The organism is Sorangium sp. So ce296, assembly GCF_051529605.1.
In the GTDB taxonomy this organism is placed as follows: Bacteria; Myxococcota_A; Polyangia; order Polyangiales; family Polyangiaceae; genus Sorangium; species Sorangium cellulosum_D.
Window position 1 is genome coordinate 10,031,375 of sequence record NZ_CP150325.1, and the last position, 17,099, is coordinate 10,048,473.

A 17,099-nucleotide genomic window follows, 5' to 3' on the forward strand; every position below is an offset into this window, starting at 1 on the left:
CGTTGGCACGCGCGCCTCGATGCTCATCCTCGGCACATTCACGTTGGGCGCCTGCGGGTCCGAGGTCCTCGTCCTGGATCCCGGCGGCGGCTCCACGTCGAGCGCCCAGGCCGGCTCAGGCGGCGGCTCGACGTCGGCTGGCGCGGGCGGCGGCTCGACGTCGGCCGGCGCGGGCGGCGGCTCGACGTCGGCTGGCGCGGGCGGCGGCTCGACGTCGGCTGGCGCGGGCGGCGGCTCGACGTCGGCTGGCGCGGGCGGCGGCTCGACGTCGGCCGGCTCGGGCGGCGGCTCGACGTCGGCTGGCGCGGGCGGCGGCTCGACCTCGACGAACGCGAGCAGCGGAAGCGGCGGGGCGGGAGGTGGGGTCAGCGCCGGCGGCGGCGGTCCGGGCAACATCAGCGATGTGTTCGATCCTGCGGAGGTCTACCTGCTGGGGACGGTCCAGCCGGGCTCCAGCGGTCGTGACGCCATGGCCCACTGGAGCGACCCGAACACGGCCGCCGTCGGGTTCATTGGCGCCTACGATGAGTTCAGCGCGCGCCTCCAGGACAGCGGCAAGCTGCTCTACGTGCTCGCAGGATCGGTTCGCGAGTTCGTGTGCGACGCATGTCCCTACGTGGGCACGTACCTCAACGGCTCGGACGCGAACGACCTCGTCCTGCCGACGGCACCATGCGTCCCCAACGATTGGATCGAGGACATCAAGGTGGGGCCCGGGGGATCGTGGATTCACAGCTGCTCCGGCGACGCGAACAGGCACTGGTACGACTCGAACGGCGTCATGGTGTACGGCGACGAGGAGGACATGCTCGTCCACCTCGGCTACTCGAACCTCGCGCTCACTCAGCACCGCGTCGTCGATCTCGCCAACGCGAGCTCGGTGCCGATCGTCGGCCTGCCGAACGCTCCGCTGCTCGCCGTGCGCGCGCTCGCGCCGGACTCGTTCCGCGTCGCGCTCGCCACGGGCCAGGAGAGCGGGGCAGTCGAGCTCTGGCAGATCGACGCGACCGGGACGGCGACGCTCATCGGCTCGTATCCACCGGTGCCCGCGGGGTACACGGTGCAGCCTTTCTCTCCCCACCGGCATCACGCGCTGGAGGCGACGGGCGCGCTGCTGCAGCTCGGAGAAGGGCCGATGGTGTTTCAGGACGTGATCATCCGACGCGAGATCGGAGGCTCGAGTGTGGTGGTCTACGACGAGGCGAGTGGTCCGCTCGTACAGATCCACATCTCGGGTCTCGTGACGGGGCCGTGACGATCCGCCGAGCGCCCCAGCGTTCTGTGATCTTTCCTCATCATCCTTGGGCTGCTCGCCGCGACGCCCTCGGCGTCCATGCGCCAAGCTGCAGCCTGGCGCCGGTGCGGCGGGCCATCGACCTGGAGGCCGCATCGCCGTGCGTGGCGGACCACGAGAGGCGCCCCGGGCTGGGCGACGAGTTCATCGCTGAGAACCAAGTGAGGTGACGCGTCATGTCGCTCGTGGAGTTGCTCTCGGATATTTAGTCTTTGCCGCGTGCTGACAAGCTCAAGCTGATCCAGTTCCTCGCACAGGAGCTGGCGGAGGCGGAGGAGCCGCCTGCGCTCCGGGCGGGCCGGTCCTACTCCGTGTGGTCGCCCGACCGAGCGTTTGCGGCGGCCGAGACGCTCCTCCAGACCTTGTCTCGTCAAGGGCGGTCGCGAGTGCGTCCGACCTGATGGTCTACGACGGCAGCGGCGCCTTCTTCCGTGAGCTCAACGCCCGTCTCCCCCCCGCGTGCCGGCACGTCCAGTGCGCCCCGTGCCCGCCACCGCCGCAGCTCGCGTGCGTGGCCGGCACGTGCCAGGCCGCGCCGCAGCCAGGCCCCTGATGGGAATAGGTGACCGGCGCCGCGCGGACGGTCACCCTGGCGTGCAGCGCGACGATGCCGACGCTCGGGGAGCCGTTCTCGCCCCGCTTGCCGCCTCGGCCACCGCAGCCGCCGGCCCCGCCCGAGGCTCCCCCGCGTGGCGCCCGGCCGGGCCGGCGCGCTGGCTGGGAGCCTCGACCCCTCGCGACGCGCGAGGCGCCCCCCTCCTTGACGCGCCCGCCGCGGCCTGGGGCGATCACCCCTCGTCTTCGTCCTCGTCCGGCGCGTCGCCGTCCGTCGCGCCCCCTTCCGACGCGTCGCCTTCCGGCGCGCCGTTCTCCGCGGCGGCCTCGCCTTCCTCCTCTTCCTCTCCGGTGGACGCGGCGCCGCGGGAGACGGGGAAGGGCGCGTAATCCTTTATCCTGTCGGTGCCGGCATACCAGTACTCCGCGGCGGCGCGCAGCCGCCGCTCGGCGTGCATGACGAGCGTGTACGCGGCGTCGCGGAGCTTGCGCGCGCGCTGCGCCTCGGGAGAGAACGTCTTGTCGGCGAGCATGCGCGCGAGCTCGGGCGAGAGCGCGCGGAGGCGGGCCGCCGCGTCGGCCTCGCCGCGAGGCGCCTTGCGAAGGGCCTCCGCGTGCTCGGAGCAGAGCAAGAGCAGGTCGGAGACGTCCTGGACCAGATCCGCGTCGCCGCTGCCCGCGCGGATCGCCATGAGCCGCTTTTGCCCCTCGGGGCTGTTCTTGAAGCGGAGATCGAAGAAGCGGAGGAGCGTTTGCCGGTGCAGGGCGGCCTCGGCGGCCGGCCCCTTGAACATCGCGACGGCCTGCTCCTGGCGCTGCTGCACGGCTTGCCAGCGCGATTGCGTGACGCGCAGGAGCTCGATCCTGTCGCGGAGCGCGCGGATCTCCTCGCGTGTCAGCGCGGGCTCGTCCTCGGGGAAGGGGGTGCGGACGAGATCGGCCGCGTCGCGCTCGGCGGCGAGCTGGATGCGGCTCGACCAGATGACGCGCCGGGCGAGCTTGCCGGGGAAAATCATGGTGTTGTCGCCCAGCGACTCGGCCTCTCGTAGGAGCTCGGCCTCGCGGGCGGCGCTCAGCGTGTACGCTGCTGCGCCCGTCGAGGCGCGAGGCGCGCCCCGCGTCTCGCGCGACGCGCGCTTCGTTGCGGCCTTGTCGGTCCTGGGCGACGTGGTGGTGGATGCCTTTGCCATGGTAAAAATACGCCTCCTTGTCGGGGCAGCGCCCCCCGGAATGAGGGGCTGGAAGATCGGCGAGGGTATCGGCGAACGAGGCATTGGCCAGCGGAGAGCACGAGTCGGTCGCGCCGCGGAGAAGGCGCTCGGGCCGAGGCTGGGAGAGGCGGTGTGCCACGCATCGAATCGAGGGGGGCGGCGTGCCCGGCGCCGCGGGCAGCGGGCCGCGGAGGTGGTGCACGAAAGAAAAAGAGTTGCGCAGCAACCACAAAAGGCGCGCGAGACGACGCCGGGGCTGCGCAGGAGACCCATCGGGCCTGCGCAGGAGCTCGACGAGGATGACGAAGGACCCCAACGGGGGCGCGCAGGAGGGTCGCGAGGGCCGCGCAGGATTGAGGCCATTGTAGTGCAGGACACTGTACGAGCGGAGCCCTGGTAACACTTCTGACCGGGAGCCGCGGTGACACTTCCTTAGAGCTACGGGCCGCTGCTCCGGGAGGACTGGAAACAGAGGCCGGATCCTCGTCGACGCGACACGCTCACCGCGCTCTCTCGGACCGCCAGGATCTATACACGAACCGCTTCCCGCGGTCTCGGTACACGCGAGCCTCTCCTCACGTTCCGGCGTGAGTGCGCGCAGGTCACCGTGCCTTGGCGAGCTGCAGCTCCTTGTTCTTCAAGGTGACCTGCGCGAGCAGAACCGGCCCGTAGTACAGCTCCCAGACGTCGTCGGCGATCGGAAGCAGCCCCACGGGCTCGTTGGCGATCAGCTTGGAGACGAAGGTGTTCGCGCCACCGAACTGCAGCCGTCCCATGTCCCCCACGCGTCGCACGGCCATCGTGTCCGGATACTCCGGCGAGGAGGGCTTGCTCGGCATCGTCCGCCGCGACGGCGTGTAGCGCGAAGCCGGCGTCCTCTGGCCGAGCGCCTCGTGGGGCCGCTGGTCATTGTACTCGTGCCGGAAGCGGTCGAAGACGCGCTGCTGCGCCGCGAGCGTGGCTCCGGGCGGCGATGTCGCCTCCGCCTTCAGCGTCTTGTGCATGCGCTCGTGACGGCCGTTCTGCTGCGGCTTGCCGGGCTCGATGCGCTCGGGAGCCACGCCGAGCTTGATCCAGCTCACCGACAGCGCCGAGAGCCCTCCGATGCCCAGCGTGGCGAACGGCGGGCCGTTGTCCGAGCGGATACGGTTCGGCAGCCCGAACTCGCGGAACGCGCGCTCGAAGTGCGGCCGCACCGAGGCCTCGTCCGGCTTCGCTACGCCCTCGCACTTGAGCAAGTACCGCGACGCCTGGTCCGTCAACGTCAGCGGGTGGCACCGGGTCTTGTCGCCAAGCGCAAAGTGCCCCTTGAAATCGACGCACCATGTGTCATTAGGCTGCTCCGCTGGAGCCAGCGTCGACGGCATCGCTGACGTCGGCATCACCACGCGGCGCCGCCGGGGCCGGATCAGCCCGTGTTTCTTGAGCAGCTCGCCGATGGTGCTCGTCGCCGGCAGCCCCTCAAGGCCCATGCTCTCCAGCCGGGCGCGCAGCTTCTTCGGACCCCAGGTGGGTCGCACCTTCCGCAGCTCGACCAGCGCGTCGACGATCGCCGCTGGCGTCGCATGCGGGAACGTGTGCGCCACGGGCCGCCGCTCCTCCAGACCACGAGGTCCGGATTGCTCGTAGCGCTCCACCCACTTGTACCCCGTCTTCCGGCTGATGCCGAACCGTCGGCACAGCTCCGCGAACGTCTCGTCCGACTCGTTGACCTGCGCGATGAACTGAAGCCTCTCGTCCACTGAACATGTCTCTTTCCAGGGCACCAGCGATCCTCCGTCGCCGACCCTCTACGACATGTGTCACCCAGGCTCCCGGTCCGTCCGGGTGCTACCCAGGCTCCCGGTCTGAACCGTTACCCAGGTCACCGGTCCGTACCGCGTGCCGCGGTAGCGCTATATCGTCCGATAGGCGAGCGAGACGGCGGGCGGGGCGCCTTCGGGCAGGGGGCGACGCGCGCGAGCCGGGGCGATTCGGGGCCGCAGGCACACCTCACCGTCACCGGTGGCGAGTTCACACAGGTAGGGCGCAGCTGTCAGGCCGTATCGGAGGCCGCGCACCGAAAATTTCGCGGAAAGTCCGCTGGTCCCAAGCTTGCCAGGCTCGCGAGCGACGCTTGCCAGGGTGGGAACCGAGGTCGACATGGAAGGGACCCTTCAGGAAGGGCGGCGCGCGCCCGAGTTCTTGGCGTGGGCGCCGCTGGCGGCCGTCGCGCTGTTCACGCTCAATAACTTCTGGCTCAAGGGGCGGGCGCCGGTCGTGCTCGCCGGCAAGCTCAGCGATCTTGCCGCCTGCTTCTTCTTGCCGCTGTTCGTGGCGGCGCTGCTCGCTCGCGTCACGCGCTGGTCGCGAGCGCGGCGGGTGGCGCTCGGGGCCGTCACGACGGCGCTGGTATTCACGCTGGTGAAGACGAACGCAGCGGCGTCGGCCGTGCTCGACGGCTTTTGCGCCGCGCTCGGCTCGCTCGTGGCGCTGCGGTCACCAGCCAATCGCGTGGATCCGACCGACCTGCTCGCGTTGCCGATGGCGCTGCTCGCGTGCTGGTGGTCGAACAATCAGGGGAGAAAACGATGAAGAGGTGGGTAGCTCAGAAGCTCGAGCTGGTGGCGCTGATCGCGACGGGCGCCTCGCTGGTGGCGCACGGCGGGGACATTCCGACGTGCGTTCTGAACGACGCCGAGAGCATCACCGTCAACGTGACCGGCGATTGTGGTCCTGCTGGCGTCGTCACCATCGAGCTGGGGGATGCGTCGTGCTCGGTCAGCGTGAGCGGGGACCAGACGGGCTTGCCTCGCTCGGGGCACAGCAGCAATGGCTTGAGCTCGGGGTTCACCCTGCGGGCCGAGGAGGCAGACGGCATCGAGCGCGAATGCAGTGCGAAAAAGCAGGCGGACGCCGAGGACACGTACAAACTGAGCTGCTTTGTCAGCCGCAAAGGTGGCAGTCCGTACTCGACCCTGGCGTGCGAAGCCGAGCTTTCGCCCGTCAGCGACGGGTGCGACTTGCGCCAATGCGCCCCGCTCGCGTGCCCGGACGGCCAGGAGCCGCGCTCGGCGGCAGGTGCTTGCTGCCCGGTGTGCGTCGATCCGCCGTTGCAACCCCAGCCGCCGCCGGTGCCGATCGATCCGTGCGCCGACGTCGAGTGCCCCAGCGCCTGTCCGGAAGGGCAGGAGCTGGCCTTCACCGGTATCGGGTGCTGCGCGCAGTGCACCACGCAGTCTGCAGCTTGCTTCGAGCAGCGTGACGCCTTCGAGCCCGAGCTAGCCGCGACGCTCGCGCTGACGCGCGCCTGCGAGACCCCGCGCTGCGCCTTCCCCGCGCGCCCGGCGCCCGGGCCTTCGCCGCCACCGGCCGTGTTTCGCCTGCCTGGGTCGCGTAGGCACCGAGCTGCGCGACGAGGTGCTCGAAGACGAGGCGGACGCGGCGCACGGCGCGCAGATCCTCGTGCATGACGACCCAGACGTCCAGGTGGAAGGCGAGCGTGGGCAGCACGCGCACGAGCGGCACCGGCCGCCGGCTGAGCGGGAGCTGGCACACCCCGATGCCGAGGCCGGCGCGTACCGCGGCGAGCTTCGCGATGTCGCTGTCGCTGCGGAACGCATAATCGCGCGGCGTGGTGACGAGCCCGGCGGCGGCGAGCCCGTCGATGATGGCGCGCGAGCGGTCGGCGCCGATGAGGGCGTGGTCCGGCACGAGCCCCGCGAGCGACGTCGGGGCAGCGCGCGCGGCGAGGTACGCCTTGGTGGCGAAGAGGCCGAGCTCGACGCGCCCGGCGCAGCGCCTCACCAGGCCGGCCTGCGTCGGCTCCGCCATGCGCACGGCGACGTCGGCGTCGCGGCGCAGGAGATCCTCGGTGCGATTCGTGGCGACGAGCTCGATCTGAAGGCGCGGATGAGCAACGCGGAGCGCGGCGAGCATCGGGGGAAGCACCTCGGCGCCAACGACCTCGCTGCACGTGACGCGCACGGTGCCGCGGTCGCCATCGGCGGGGCTCGACACGGCGCGCACGAGGGCGCGCGCGCTCGCGGCGATGGACTCGGCGTAGGGCAGCGTGGCCAGCGCGAGCTCGGTCGGCACCAGGCCGTTCGGCGCGCGGGTGAAGAGCACGACGCCGAGCTGCGCCTCGAGCTGCTCGATCTGGCGGCGCACGGTGGGCTGCGCGACGCCGAGGGCACGCGCGGCGGCGGAGAGGCTGCCGGTGCGCATGACGGCGAGGAAGGCACCGTAGAGGTCCCACGAGGGCTCGGCTGGGCTCATCAAAAGATGATGAGCGGATGGACACATTTGTACAATGTTCATGAGCGCCCGCGGCGACCATGCTCTCCACGTCGCCGGCGCCCGCGCCGGTACCCACGACGAGGAGGACGACCATGACCACCGCCGCGACGCTCCCTGCGCTCGACCTTGCTCCCTCGACCCGCCGCCCCGCGCCGCAGCCCACCTGCGAGGTCTCGGCGGGCGGGGCCAAGGGCATGCCGCGCGCGCTCCTGCGCCTCGAGGGCGCGCTCGTGCTCGGAGCAGCGCTGCTCGCCTACGAGCACCTGGGCGGGAGCTGGGGATGGTTCGCGGCGCTGTTCCTCCTGCCCGACCTGTCGCTGCTCGGCTACCTCGCGGGCCCGCGCGTGGGCGCGGCGGTCTACAACGCGGGGCACAGCCATCTGGCCCCGGCGCTGCTCGCGGTCGCGTCGGTCGCCCTTGGTGCGCCGGCGCTGCTGCTCGGCGCGGCGATCTGGGTCGGGCACATCGGCTTCGATCGGATGCTGGGCTATGGGCTCAAGTACGGGACGGCGTTCGGCGACACGCACCTCGGCCGCGTGGGCTCGAAGCGCTCTTTGAGTCGAGCCACGTGAATGCCATCGGCGACGATCTCGGCGTGAGCGAGCGCCACCTCCGCCGCGTGTTTCGCGACGCGGTCGGGGTCGGCCCGAAAGCGTTCGCCGAGCTCGCAGGAAGGTCGACGGACTGCACAGGAGGGCCGGCGAGCTGCCGCTCCGCCTATCCCCAGCTCCGCGATCACCTCACCGCCGTGCGCGCCCAGCACGCTGAGACGCGGTGACGCGCGGACCCGCCGCGGGCGACCCCACGCGGGGCCTATCAGGGGTTCCGGCGCGTGCCCGAACGCCGATCGCTGGTGCTCACCGAGATGACGACACGGCGGCGTGGCCGCGACGCCGCCTGAGCCTCCCCTTGCTGCGGCGGCCCTTGCATCGCCTGGTGCTGTTGAGGCCTGTGCGGCGCTTCGTGCTGCTGCGGCCTGTGCGGCGCCTCGTGCTGCTGCGGCCTGTGCGGCGCCTCGTGCTGCTGCGGCCTGCGCGGCGCCTCGTGCTGCTGCGGCCTGCGCGGCGCCTCGTGCTGCTGCGGCCTGCGCGGCGCCTCGTGCTGCTGCGGCCTGCGCGGCGCCTCGTGCTGCTGCGGCCTGTGCGGCGCCTCGTGCTGCGCAGGCCGTTGCGCCGTCGCATGCTGGGCCGGCCGATGGTCTGGCCGATGCCGCTGTGGTCGCTGCCTCGCCTCGTACTGCACCGGCGGTTGTCCTGATGGGTGCTGCGGTGGTCTTTGGGCAGGCGCGTTGCCCGCGTGCTGCGGCCTCTTGTCAGGCCCGGCGTTTTGCGGCCTTCGCCCTGGTCCGTGCTGCCGCGGCCTTGGCCCGCCCCCATTCCCGGCATGCGCAGCCGGCCTCTCCGCCTGCCGCGGTCGGTCCCGCGGATCGGTCGTTCGCCCCTCGGTCGTGGGCGCCTCGGGGGCGGGCGCGGGCGATGGGGTGGTCTTCGGCGCTCCCCGCATGCTGAGGCCCTGACGCTCGCGGCGCTTGCGCTCGTCGTAGTTCGCGTCGCCGATGAGGTCGAGCACGGCGCGGGTATCCACCCTTCGCTCGGAGACCCGATGGCGGCCGGTCAATCGGGTCTCAGGGGTAAGCGCGCCGCTGGCGTAGAGCTCCCACATCTCCTCACCATACGCGGCTCGCCGTTGCTCGGGCACGAAGCGCGTGAGGAAGCGATGGAGGTTGTCGACGTCACGGAGCAGGAGCTGCTTGGCGTTCTGGTTCTTCGCGGCGTCCACCGACTGGGGGAAGTCGATGATCACTGGCCCGTCGGCGCTCATGAGCACGTTGAAGTCCGACAGATCGCCGTGCACGACGCCGGCGCACAACATCCGCGTGACCTCGCCGATCAGGCGATGGTAGACCCACGTGGCCTGATCTCGGTCGAGGCTCGTCTCGGCGAGGCGAGGCGCGGGGCTGCCGTCGGCGTCGGTGACCAACTCCATCAGGAGCACGCCGTCGATCGCGTGGTACGGCGTCGGCACGCGGACGCCTGCGTCGCGCAGGCGGTAGATCATGTCGACCTCGGTCGAGCGCCAGGCGGCTTCGTCCTGAGCCCGGCCGTGGCGCGAGCGTTTGTCCATCGCGCGCTGGTCGCGGCTGTTGCGCACCTTGCGGCCCTCGGTGTACGCCGCGCGGTTCTTGAAGCTGCGGTTCTGCGCTTCTTTGTAGACCTTCGCGACGCGCAGCTCGCCGCCCGACCGGACGAGGAAGACCACCGCTTCCTTTCCGCTCATCAGCGGCCGCACAACCTCGTCGATGAGCCCTTCGTCGACCAGCGACGTGAGGTTGCTCGGAATTTGCATGTTCTCGTGTGTCTTCGTTTCGTGGGAGGAAAAATCTCCGGCCTCCTCTTGCCGCAAAAGATGGTGCGCTGCAACCGTAGCCCACGCTTCGGCGGCTGCGCGTCGCCCGCCTGAAGGTCCCGGCGAAGGACACGCTGGAGCGCAATCTCGCCGCCCGTGGCACGCGCGAACGTCCCCCTGCCCGTCGTGACCGGCTTCTCGCCCCCCTCGCCGCCTCCGCCGCCGCGCTGGCCCGGCGTGCCCCAGCCGCCGTCGCCGCCCCGGTCCGTTTCCCAGCCGGCTTCGCCGATGCGCCCGATAACCTGGCCGGGGGCGCCGACGGTGCCTCGCGCGCCGTAGCTCCCGTAGCTTCCTTCCGTGCAGCCCACGTCGGCCCCGTCCCCGCGTCCTCGCCGTCCGTAGTTGCTGGGGTTCGGCGTCGGGGTGGGCTCGCCGTCGCGACCGTCCTCCGTGCCGCCGGGCAGGTAGCGCCCGACCGTCAGCCGGACTCCCCCGCGCCCCGGCGGACCAGGGCCCGCAGGTGCGGCGAGAGGGCACGGCCCGAGAAGAAGAGGTCCCGGAACCAGCGCTGCGCCGGGTCGTCGTCGTGGCGCTGCGACCACAGGGCCACGACCTGCGCGGCGGGCAGCTCGAAGGGGGGCGCGAAGACCCGCAGTCCGAAGAGCTCGCGGGCGCGCTGGGCGACGCTGCTCGCGATCGTGCAGATGAGATCGGAGCTGCGAACGGCGAGGGGCGCGGCCATGAAATGAGGCACGCGCAGGGCCACGCGCCTGGTCTCGCCGAGGCGGGCCAGGGCGCGGTCGACGGCGCCGTCGCGGCGGCCCTCGACGCTGACGAGGACGTGGCCGAGGGAGACGTAGGTCTCGAGGTCGAGGCGGCGCGCGATCGCCGGGTGGCCTTTGCGGACCACGACGGCGAAGGGCTCCTCGTAGAACGGCGCGCGGCGGAGGCCAGCGGCGGGCACGGGCTGGGAGGCGCCGATCAGGGCCAGATCGACGTCGCCGAGGACCAGCGCGGGGACGGTATCGGGGGAGAAGCGCTCGATCTCCAGGCGTACGAAGGGGGCGTGTTTGCCCAGGTGGTCGAGCACATCCGGGAGGGTCGTGAGCTCGAAGTGGTCGACGGTGGCGATATGGAAGGTGCACGCCGAGGTGCGCGGATCGAAGGGCTCGGGGGAAGCGAGGGCGCGGCGGAGATGCTCGAAGGCGGCGGGCAGGGCCGCCCGGAGCTGGAGGGCGCGCGGCGTGGGGGCGAGGCCGCGGCCGAGGGGGGTGAGCAGGGGATCGCCGAAGAGCTCGCGCAGGCGCGCCAGGGAGTGGCTCATCGCCGACTGGCTGACGTGGGCGCGACGCGCCGCAGCGCTGACGCTGCCCTCGATGAGCAGCGCCTCGAGGGCGGGAAGGAGGTTCAGGTTGATGCTGCGGACATCGATCTCGCTCATGCCTGGTATGAGATACATCCAATTTTCATCATGGGTCCAGCGACGCATGCTGGGCGGCCTATGAACGTGAGCGACGTCGAGGTTCTGGTGACGGGGGGTACGGGGTTCATCGGGCGCTGGCTGCTGGCCGAGCTGACCCGGACGAAGGTCGTGGCGGCGCCGGTACGCCGCGCGCGGCAGCGGGCCGCAGCGCTCGCCGCGTTCGTCGACGCGCACGGCGGCGATTCGCGGCGGCTCCTGGTGGTCGAGGGCGATGTGGAAGAGGCGTCGCTCGGCCTTTCGGACCGCTTCGAGCAGGTGCGCGATGTCTATCACCTGGCGGCGCGCTTCGCCTTCGGGCTCGGCGCGCAGGAGGCGCGGCGCTGCAATGTCGAGGGCTCGCTGCACGCGGCCGGGTGGGCGCTCTCGCGGCCCCGCCTGCGGCGCTTCGTCTATCTCGGCGGCTACCGCATGGTGCACGCGAGCACCCGGCCGGGCGCGGAGAGCGCGCTGACCGAGCGCGCACGGGGCCGGCTCTACCGCCGGCTCGGCGCCTACGAGGCGTCGAAGCACGAGTCGAATCTCGCCGTGCGCCGCTTCGCGGCCGAGCGCGGGCTGCGCTGGACGGCCGTGCATCCGAGCAGCGTCATCGGCGACTCGCGCACCGGCGAGACAACGCAGCTCACCGGACTCGGCGAGACCATCGAGCGGCTCTGGCAGGGCCGCTTGCCGGCCCTCGTCGGCAGCGAGCGCACCTTCCTGCCGCTGGTGACCGTCGACTACCTGGCGCGCTTCCTGGCGAGCGTGCCCGAGCGCCCCGAGACCGCGGAACAGGACCTCTGCGTCCTCGATCAGGCGACGCCGCGGCTGCCCGCGCTGGTCCGCGGCATCGCCGCCCACCTGGAGCGCCGCCCCCCGAGGTGGGTGCTGCCCGTCGGCCTGGTACGCCTGCTGCCGGAGGCGCTCACCGGCGTGCCGCGAGAGAGCCTGTCGTTCCTCGCCGAGGATGCCTATGACACCCGCGCGGCCGACGCCCACGCCCGCGCGATCGGGCTGGCGATGCCGCCGATCTGGACGAGCGTCGAGCGCTGGTGCGACTACCTCGCGGCGACGCGCTTCGGCGCCGCACCCGGGAGATAGAGTCGCGCAGCAACCGCAAAGGGCGCGCGAGACGACGCCGCGGCCGGGGCTCGTCCAGGAGGGCCGGCGGGCCGCACAGGAGGCCGACGCACGACGCCGAGCGCCGAACCACAGGCCTGATCGCGCTGAGCTGCTCTCACCAGGTGATCAACGGGGAACGATGCACCCAGGTGTCGTCGCGCACCTGGTCCAAGACGAAGCCCGCGACATCTCCTCGCGATATGGTTCCGCCGTGGAAGCTCGAGAGATCCGTGAGCGCGCGGATCGTGTTGCGGCCTTGCTTGTCGTTGAGGACGGAGGGGCGAACGAGAACCCAGTCGAGCCCGCTGTCTCTGACGATAGCCTCCTGCCGGTCCTTGTCGGCGTACACCTTGCGCAAGAGGAGCGGGAAAATCAGGTTGTCGAAGAGAAAGCCGCCGTGCCCAGCGCTGTCTCCGGCGCCGATCCCTGTGATGCAGACCAGGCGTGAGACTTGCTCGCTCTTCATGGCGCTCACGAGCGCGCGCGTCGCGGACGACAGGAGGGTCACCTCGCGGAAGGGGCTGGCGGGCGTGCCGAGCGCGCTGACCACGGCGTCCCGGCCTTTGAGCGCTTGGCGAAGGACCCTCTCGTCGCGGGCGTCTCCGACGATGAGCTTCGCCCCCTTGAGGTCGCTCGCCCTCTCGGCAGAACGCACGAGCACGGTGACATCGTACCCTCGCGCCACGGCCTGGCTGACGATCAGGCGGCCGGTGGCGCCGGTCGCGCCAAGGACCAGTATCTTCGGTTGGGCAGTCCGGGTGTCGTCGGTCACGGAGTCTTGCATGGTAGCTACCTCGGAGAGCGGGACGCCTCCTGAGAGGCGGTCCCGTCGTTCATGTCCCTCGTGGTGATCAGAGCCGGCCCTCCGCGAGCAGCTCGCGGGTGCGCTTCAGCGTCGACAGCAAGGCGCTCTTGTAGCCCTTGTCGCCGTTCATCCACGCCTGCTCGGCCTGCTCCTCGGGGCCGTTCGGCGCTTTGCCGCGCAGGCCGAGGTAGCAGTAGAAGCGGAGCTGGAGCGCGCCGTCGGCGTCCTCGAACAGCTCGTTGATGATCGCGCCCTCGCGGGGACCGGTGGCCTGGAAGAAGGTGACCTTGCTCTGCGGCTCGAACGTGATGATCTCGCGCAGGTCTTCGCCCGCGATCGTGGCCTCACGCACGATGTGAGAAGCGCTCTCCTCGACGACGTCGCAACGGGTGCAGAGGCCGGGCGGGAGGAACAGGCGGGCGTCGCGGGCCTTGAGGACCAGGCCCTCCCATGCCTGCGCGCGGGTCAGCGCGGTCTCGCCTTCGGGGTTCACGGGGACGGTGGCGGTCGAATAGATCATGAGGATGTTCCTTGTCGTGCGTGTCGAGGTTCGCTCGGCCGTCAGCCCGAGGTCGCGATCTCGGCGGCGAAGTCGCGGTAGGAGCGCAGGGGGCGCCCCAGGAGCGTGGTGAGACGCGCCACGTCGCCGGCCTCGGGGAGCATGCCCTCGCTGAGGAAGCGCTCGCTCATCAGGCGCATGTCGAAGGCCATCCAGCTCGGCATGAACCGCCGGAGGCTCTGCTCGAACCCGGCGGTGTCATCGCCAGGATAGGCGATCGGGCGCCCCAGGACCTCCGTCCAGATGGCCGCGACATCCGCGCCGGTCAGCGTGTCGGGCCCGACGAGGTTGATCCGGTCGAGGGGAAGCGGGGCGGCGGCCCGCTCGCGGCGGATCAGCTCGATGGCCGCGATCTCGCCGATGTCGCGCGCGTCGATCATGGCGAGCCCCTTGCCGCCGATCGGCATCGGGTAGACACCGACTCCGGTCACCACGTCCTTGATCGTGAGATCGTTGTTCATGAAGTACGCGGGGCGCAGGATGGTGGCGCGGAGGCCCATCTGCTCGATCATGCGCTCGACGGCGAACTTGCCCGCGAAGTGCGGCACGTTCACGTAGCGGTCGCTGTGGATCACCGATAGGTAGACGATCCGCTCGACGCCGGCCTCGCGGGCGAGGTTGAGCGCGATCAGGGCCTGGGTGAATTCGTCAGGCACCACGGCGTTGAGCAGGAAGAGCGTGGAGACGCCCGAGAAGGCGCTCCGCAGCGCGTCGACGTCGAGCAGGTCGCCCTGCGCGACCGCGACGCCCGCCGGGAAGTTGGCCTTGGCGGGATCGCGGACGAGCGCGCGCACGCCGGCGCCGCGCTTCGCGAGCTGTTCGACGACGTGGCGGCCGACTGTGCCGGTCGCGCCGGTAACGAGGATGGTCATGGGGATCGCTCCGGTTTGGGTCGAAAGACACCCTGCAAATTAGTGGTTCACAGCCATGCCGATAGACGTTACCTTGGGACAGACCGTCTCGCTGGTGGAACGCATGGATTTGCTCGCTCTCGCTGATTTCAGCCTCGTCGCCCGGCACGGGGGCTTCGGACGAGCCGCGCGCGCCGCGGGGCGCCCGAAAGCGACCCTGTCCCGCCGGGTCGCGGAGCTGGAGGCCGCCCTCGACCTGCGGCTCTTCGAGCGCGGGGGGCGCACACTGAAGCTCACCGAGGAAGGACGGGCGCTCTTCGAGCGAACGGGGGCGTTGCTCACCGAGCTCGACGAGACCGCGGCGGCGATCGCCTCGGGTGGGGGCCGGCCGCGAGGCAAGCTGCGAATCAGCGCGCCTCTGCTCTTCTCGCAGATCGCGATGGGCAAGATCGCGGCCGGGTTCGCGCTGAAATATCCGGAGGTCCGGCTCGAGGTCACGACGGAAGATCGGACCGTCGACATGGTCGAGGAAGGTTATGACCTGGTGATCCGGGTCAATCCGGATCCGGATGAGAGCCTCGTCGGACGGATCTTGATGCGCGATCGGCTGGTCGTCGTCGCGAGCCCGGGCCTCGCTCGACCGGCGGACAACCTCGCTGTTCCGGCGGTCGTGCGGGGGGCAGGCGACCGGACCGCGGCCTGGGACGTCATGGCGCCAGCGGGAAGATCACGCATCGTGGTCGATCCAGTCCTGCGCCTGTCGTCGCTCATCATGGTCCGCGATGCTGTCCGAGCGGGCGTCGGCGCCGGACGCCTCCCAATTTCACTCGTAAGTCACGATCTGGCCGCTGGGACTCTTGTGCATTGGGGCGATGTGGACGGCCCAGACATCGTCCTGTGGACGCTCTACCCGTCACGGCGGCTGCTGAGCGCTCGTGTCTCCGCCTTCCTCGACCATTTGAAGGAGGCCTTTCCCATGGGAAAGCCTGACGAGCTGGCGGCCTTTATCGGCGCATGAGGCGGCCAATCCCGCCGCGGGCGAGGCGTCGTGTGCGGCGGGCGGCCGGGACCTCGTAGGCGAACGAGCCGCGCTCCTCGAGGCGGTAGGCGGAGACGTCACGGTCGATCCTGCGGCCGCCGGCGCTCGTGAGCATGCGCCTGGGAAAGACGCGCACGCGGGCCTGCGCGGCGCCGGGGAGGAGCTCGAAGCGGCCGGCGCTGAAGCCGTGGAGGCGGGTCACGGCGCGGCCGCCGGGGCCGTCGTGCTCCTCGAGACCGAAGAGGGAGGCGCCCTGCAGGGCGTGGCGCGCGTGGCCGCCGCCGTGGGCGGTGGAGGTGGCGGTGCCCTCGTGCATGTGGCCGAAGAAGTGGGCGGCGAAGCGAAGCGAACGCTCATCCAGACGGCGCTCGAGGTCGCCTGCGAGACCGCGGCGGGTGGTGGAGGCGTACCGACGGCTGCTCGCCGGGGAGGTGGCGCCGGCGGAGGTCGCGTGCGGGCTGCGGGGTGAGGGGAGCTACCGCGTGGTGCGGGGGTCGCTGCGCCGCCCTCGCGCGCGACAGGAGCCAACCATACTTTGCGCCCCCGCCTTCGTGAACGCCTCCACCCGCTCCCCGCTGATAGGAAAACGTAAAAAACGGGCTCCGTCGGGCCTCCCGCTGCTCGTGCCCCAGCATGACGACCCTGGTCCCGAACCGCGCTGAAGCGGCGCGCCTCGGAGCGAAATGTTAACGTTAACAAATCGAATGTCAATTCGGAACGGGCGCCCTCGCGCCCCCATGGCAGACGGGTCTCCTCCGAGAGCGTCGCGTTAATTTTCGGCGCGACGCGTCAAGATGGCGGGCATCGGGCTGCGGTCATGCAGGCGCTGCAGCGGCGCCGTCACCGGCGCGCGGCGGCGCGGTCGTACGCTGGCGATGCGGTCGCGACGCGTCGCGTCGCGCGCCAGCCGCCGATGCGCTGATGGGCTTCCAGTTCGTCGGCCGGTCCGGCGACGATCGCGGCAAGGCGCCCGCCCCTCCTGCCGCGGCGCTGCGGAGGAGCCCGCCAGCCCCGTGATCCAGCGGGATCGAGATACTTACAAACCTGTCGATTGGAATTGACAGCCGTAATGTTAACGTTCACATTGCCGTCCACGGGTGTCCTTGTTGCCGCGCATTGCTCGGGTCGCCACGCGTACCGAGGCCTTCGTCGTCTGATCGATTTTTTTCGCACCAACTCTGTTCGCTCGGTCGTCGCGGCAGCGGTCGCTGAACGATGGGGATGGGCATCGGGCCGAGGGGGCTCCACCAGAGAACACGGCATGCCGCGCTTGTTCGGCGGCTGTCGTGAAATATCGATTGCTGTTCACCGGAGATGATTCCCTCAAAGATGCGGCGGTGCTGGCCACGTGGCCGGGTCACAACGCCTCGCGGTGTCTGTCTCGTTCGGCGCGATGACGGGGCACCTGATCCATCGGTTTTCTCTGCCCCCGCTCCTGGTGACGCTCGCGGGCATGTCCTTCGCCCGCGGCGCGGCGTTCCTCGTCAGCATGCGGCCCATCGGCATCGATCACATGGTCAATTTACCAACCTCGAAGAGCGGTCTGGGCAGTGCTTGAGCGCGATGGTGCGACGGTCGAC

Annotated in this window: 16 protein-coding genes and 1 pseudogene; 7 read left to right on the forward strand and 10 right to left on the reverse strand. The window is 70.8% G+C overall.

The genetic code is table 11. From position 1 onward, the window contains the following. The first annotated feature begins 19 nt into the window (after positions 1-19). The gene (locus WME98_RS37290; RefSeq protein ID WP_437946434.1) at positions 20-1,255 is read left to right on the forward strand and encodes a hypothetical protein; all 1,236 of its coding nucleotides are present in this window, start codon (positions 20-22) and stop codon (positions 1,253-1,255) included. Positions 1,256-2,082: 827 nt separating this feature from the next. On the opposite strand, the gene WME98_RS37295 is transcribed toward WME98_RS37290, so the two are convergent. Both WME98_RS37295 and WME98_RS37300 read right to left on the reverse strand, forming a co-directional pair. After that, positions 2,083-3,039 carry an ATPase gene (locus WME98_RS37295; protein ID WP_437946435.1) on the reverse strand — a complete coding sequence of 319 codons (957 nt, stop codon included), beginning with the start codon at positions 3,037-3,039 and terminating at the stop codon, positions 2,083-2,085. A 623-nt stretch (positions 3,040-3,662) separates the two neighbouring features. Continuing rightward, positions 3,663-4,826, reverse strand: a complete 1,164-nt coding sequence (locus WME98_RS37300) for an integrase core domain-containing protein (RefSeq protein ID WP_437946437.1) — start codon at positions 4,824-4,826, stop codon at positions 3,663-3,665. Positions 4,827-5,184: 358 nt separating this feature from the next. Here WME98_RS37300 and WME98_RS37305 point away from each other — a divergent pair, with 358 nt between their 5' ends. Next, positions 5,185-5,634: a hypothetical protein gene (locus tag WME98_RS37305; RefSeq protein ID WP_437946438.1), complete on the forward strand. Its 450-nt coding sequence runs from the start codon at positions 5,185-5,187 to the stop codon at positions 5,632-5,634. Between the two features lie 13 nt (positions 5,635-5,647). Here WME98_RS37305 and WME98_RS37310 read toward each other — a convergent pair whose 3' ends face one another. Beyond that, positions 5,648-6,244, reverse strand: coding sequence for a hypothetical protein (locus WME98_RS37310; protein ID WP_437946439.1), 597 nt, complete (start codon positions 6,242-6,244; stop codon positions 5,648-5,650). A 116-nt stretch (positions 6,245-6,360) separates the two neighbouring features. After that, positions 6,361-7,317, reverse strand: a pseudogene (locus WME98_RS37315) (LysR family transcriptional regulator); the annotation flags it as partial. A 113-nt stretch (positions 7,318-7,430) separates the two neighbouring features. On the opposite strand from WME98_RS37315, the gene WME98_RS37320 reads away from it, so the two are divergent. Beyond that, positions 7,431-7,910: a DUF4260 domain-containing protein gene (locus WME98_RS37320; RefSeq protein WP_437946440.1), complete on the forward strand. Its 480-nt coding sequence runs from the start codon at positions 7,431-7,433 to the stop codon at positions 7,908-7,910. Then, a complete protein-coding gene (locus tag WME98_RS37325; protein WP_061628608.1) occupies positions 7,907-8,116 on the forward strand; it encodes an AraC family transcriptional regulator in 210 nt (69 codons plus the stop codon). The genes WME98_RS37320 and WME98_RS37325 overlap by 4 nt, the downstream gene beginning before the upstream one ends. A 38-nt stretch (positions 8,117-8,154) precedes the next feature. On the opposite strand, the gene WME98_RS37330 is transcribed toward WME98_RS37325, so the two are convergent. Beyond that, entirely contained in the window at positions 8,155-9,684 is a 1,530-nt protein-coding gene (locus tag WME98_RS37330; protein ID WP_437946441.1) for a PA4780 family RIO1-like protein kinase, read from the reverse strand. 478 nt (positions 9,685-10,162) lie between these two features. Further along, complete coding sequence (locus tag WME98_RS37335) at positions 10,163-11,143, reverse strand: LysR family transcriptional regulator (protein WP_437946442.1); 981 nt, start codon at positions 11,141-11,143, stop codon at positions 10,163-10,165. 42 nt (positions 11,144-11,185) lie between these two features. Between WME98_RS37335 and WME98_RS37340 the strand changes: the two genes are divergently transcribed. Then, positions 11,186-12,244, forward strand: coding sequence for an SDR family oxidoreductase (locus WME98_RS37340; protein WP_437946443.1), 1,059 nt, complete (start codon positions 11,186-11,188; stop codon positions 12,242-12,244). A 136-nt stretch (positions 12,245-12,380) separates the two neighbouring features. Here the strand turns inward: WME98_RS37340 and WME98_RS37345 are convergent, their stop codons facing one another. The 3 genes from WME98_RS37345 to WME98_RS37355 form a co-directional block, all read right to left on the reverse strand. Further along, positions 12,381-13,049 (reverse strand): NAD(P)-dependent oxidoreductase, encoded by a 669-nt coding sequence (locus tag WME98_RS37345; protein WP_437946444.1) that lies wholly within the window; start codon positions 13,047-13,049, stop codon positions 12,381-12,383. Between the two features lie 67 nt (positions 13,050-13,116). Continuing rightward, positions 13,117-13,590, reverse strand: coding sequence for an SRPBCC family protein (locus tag WME98_RS37350; RefSeq protein WP_061628614.1), 474 nt, complete (start codon positions 13,588-13,590; stop codon positions 13,117-13,119). Positions 13,591-13,631: 41 nt separating this feature from the next. Continuing rightward, positions 13,632-14,501: an NmrA/HSCARG family protein gene (locus tag WME98_RS37355; RefSeq protein ID WP_437946446.1), complete on the reverse strand. Its 870-nt coding sequence runs from the start codon at positions 14,499-14,501 to the stop codon at positions 13,632-13,634. A gap of 103 nt (positions 14,502-14,604) precedes the next feature. Here WME98_RS37355 and WME98_RS37360 point away from each other — a divergent pair, with 103 nt between their 5' ends. Continuing rightward, positions 14,605-15,498, forward strand: a complete 894-nt coding sequence (locus WME98_RS37360) for a LysR family transcriptional regulator (RefSeq protein ID WP_437954063.1) — start codon at positions 14,605-14,607, stop codon at positions 15,496-15,498. On the opposite strand, the gene WME98_RS37365 is transcribed toward WME98_RS37360, so the two are convergent. Then, positions 15,485-15,835: a hypothetical protein gene (locus tag WME98_RS37365; protein WP_437946448.1), complete on the reverse strand. Its 351-nt coding sequence runs from the start codon at positions 15,833-15,835 to the stop codon at positions 15,485-15,487. The genes WME98_RS37360 and WME98_RS37365 overlap by 14 nt on opposite strands. Positions 15,836-16,891: 1,056 nt before the next feature. On the opposite strand from WME98_RS37365, the gene WME98_RS37370 reads away from it, so the two are divergent. Further along, a complete protein-coding gene (locus WME98_RS37370; RefSeq protein ID WP_437946449.1) occupies positions 16,892-17,077 on the forward strand; it encodes a hypothetical protein in 186 nt (61 codons plus the stop codon). The last annotated feature ends 22 nt before the right edge of the window (positions 17,078-17,099 follow it).

Coding starts and splice junctions, on each gene's coding strand:
- WME98_RS37290 (WP_437946434.1), top strand. CDS start 20: ATGCTCATCCTCGGCACATTCACGTTGGGCGCCTGCGGGTCCGAGGTC.
- WME98_RS37295 (WP_437946435.1), bottom strand. CDS start 3,039: ATGGCAAAGGCATCCACCACCACGTCGCCCAGGACCGACAAGGCCGCA.
- WME98_RS37320 (WP_437946440.1), top strand. CDS start 7,431: ATGACCACCGCCGCGACGCTCCCTGCGCTCGACCTTGCTCCCTCGACC.
- WME98_RS37330 (WP_437946441.1), bottom strand. CDS start 9,684: ATGCAAATTCCGAGCAACCTCACGTCGCTGGTCGACGAAGGGCTCATC.
- WME98_RS37335 (WP_437946442.1), bottom strand. CDS start 11,143: ATGTATCTCATACCAGGCATGAGCGAGATCGATGTCCGCAGCATCAAC.
- WME98_RS37340 (WP_437946443.1), top strand. CDS start 11,186: ATGAACGTGAGCGACGTCGAGGTTCTGGTGACGGGGGGTACGGGGTTC.
- WME98_RS37345 (WP_437946444.1), bottom strand. CDS start 13,049: ATGCAAGACTCCGTGACCGACGACACCCGGACTGCCCAACCGAAGATA.
- WME98_RS37350 (WP_061628614.1), bottom strand. CDS start 13,590: ATGATCTATTCGACCGCCACCGTCCCCGTGAACCCCGAAGGCGAGACC.
- WME98_RS37355 (WP_437946446.1), bottom strand. CDS start 14,501: ATGACCATCCTCGTTACCGGCGCGACCGGCACAGTCGGCCGCCACGTC.
- WME98_RS37360 (WP_437954063.1), top strand. CDS start 14,605: ATGGATTTGCTCGCTCTCGCTGATTTCAGCCTCGTCGCCCGGCACGGG.
- WME98_RS37365 (WP_437946448.1), bottom strand. CDS start 15,835: ATGCACGAGGGCACCGCCACCTCCACCGCCCACGGCGGCGGCCACGCG.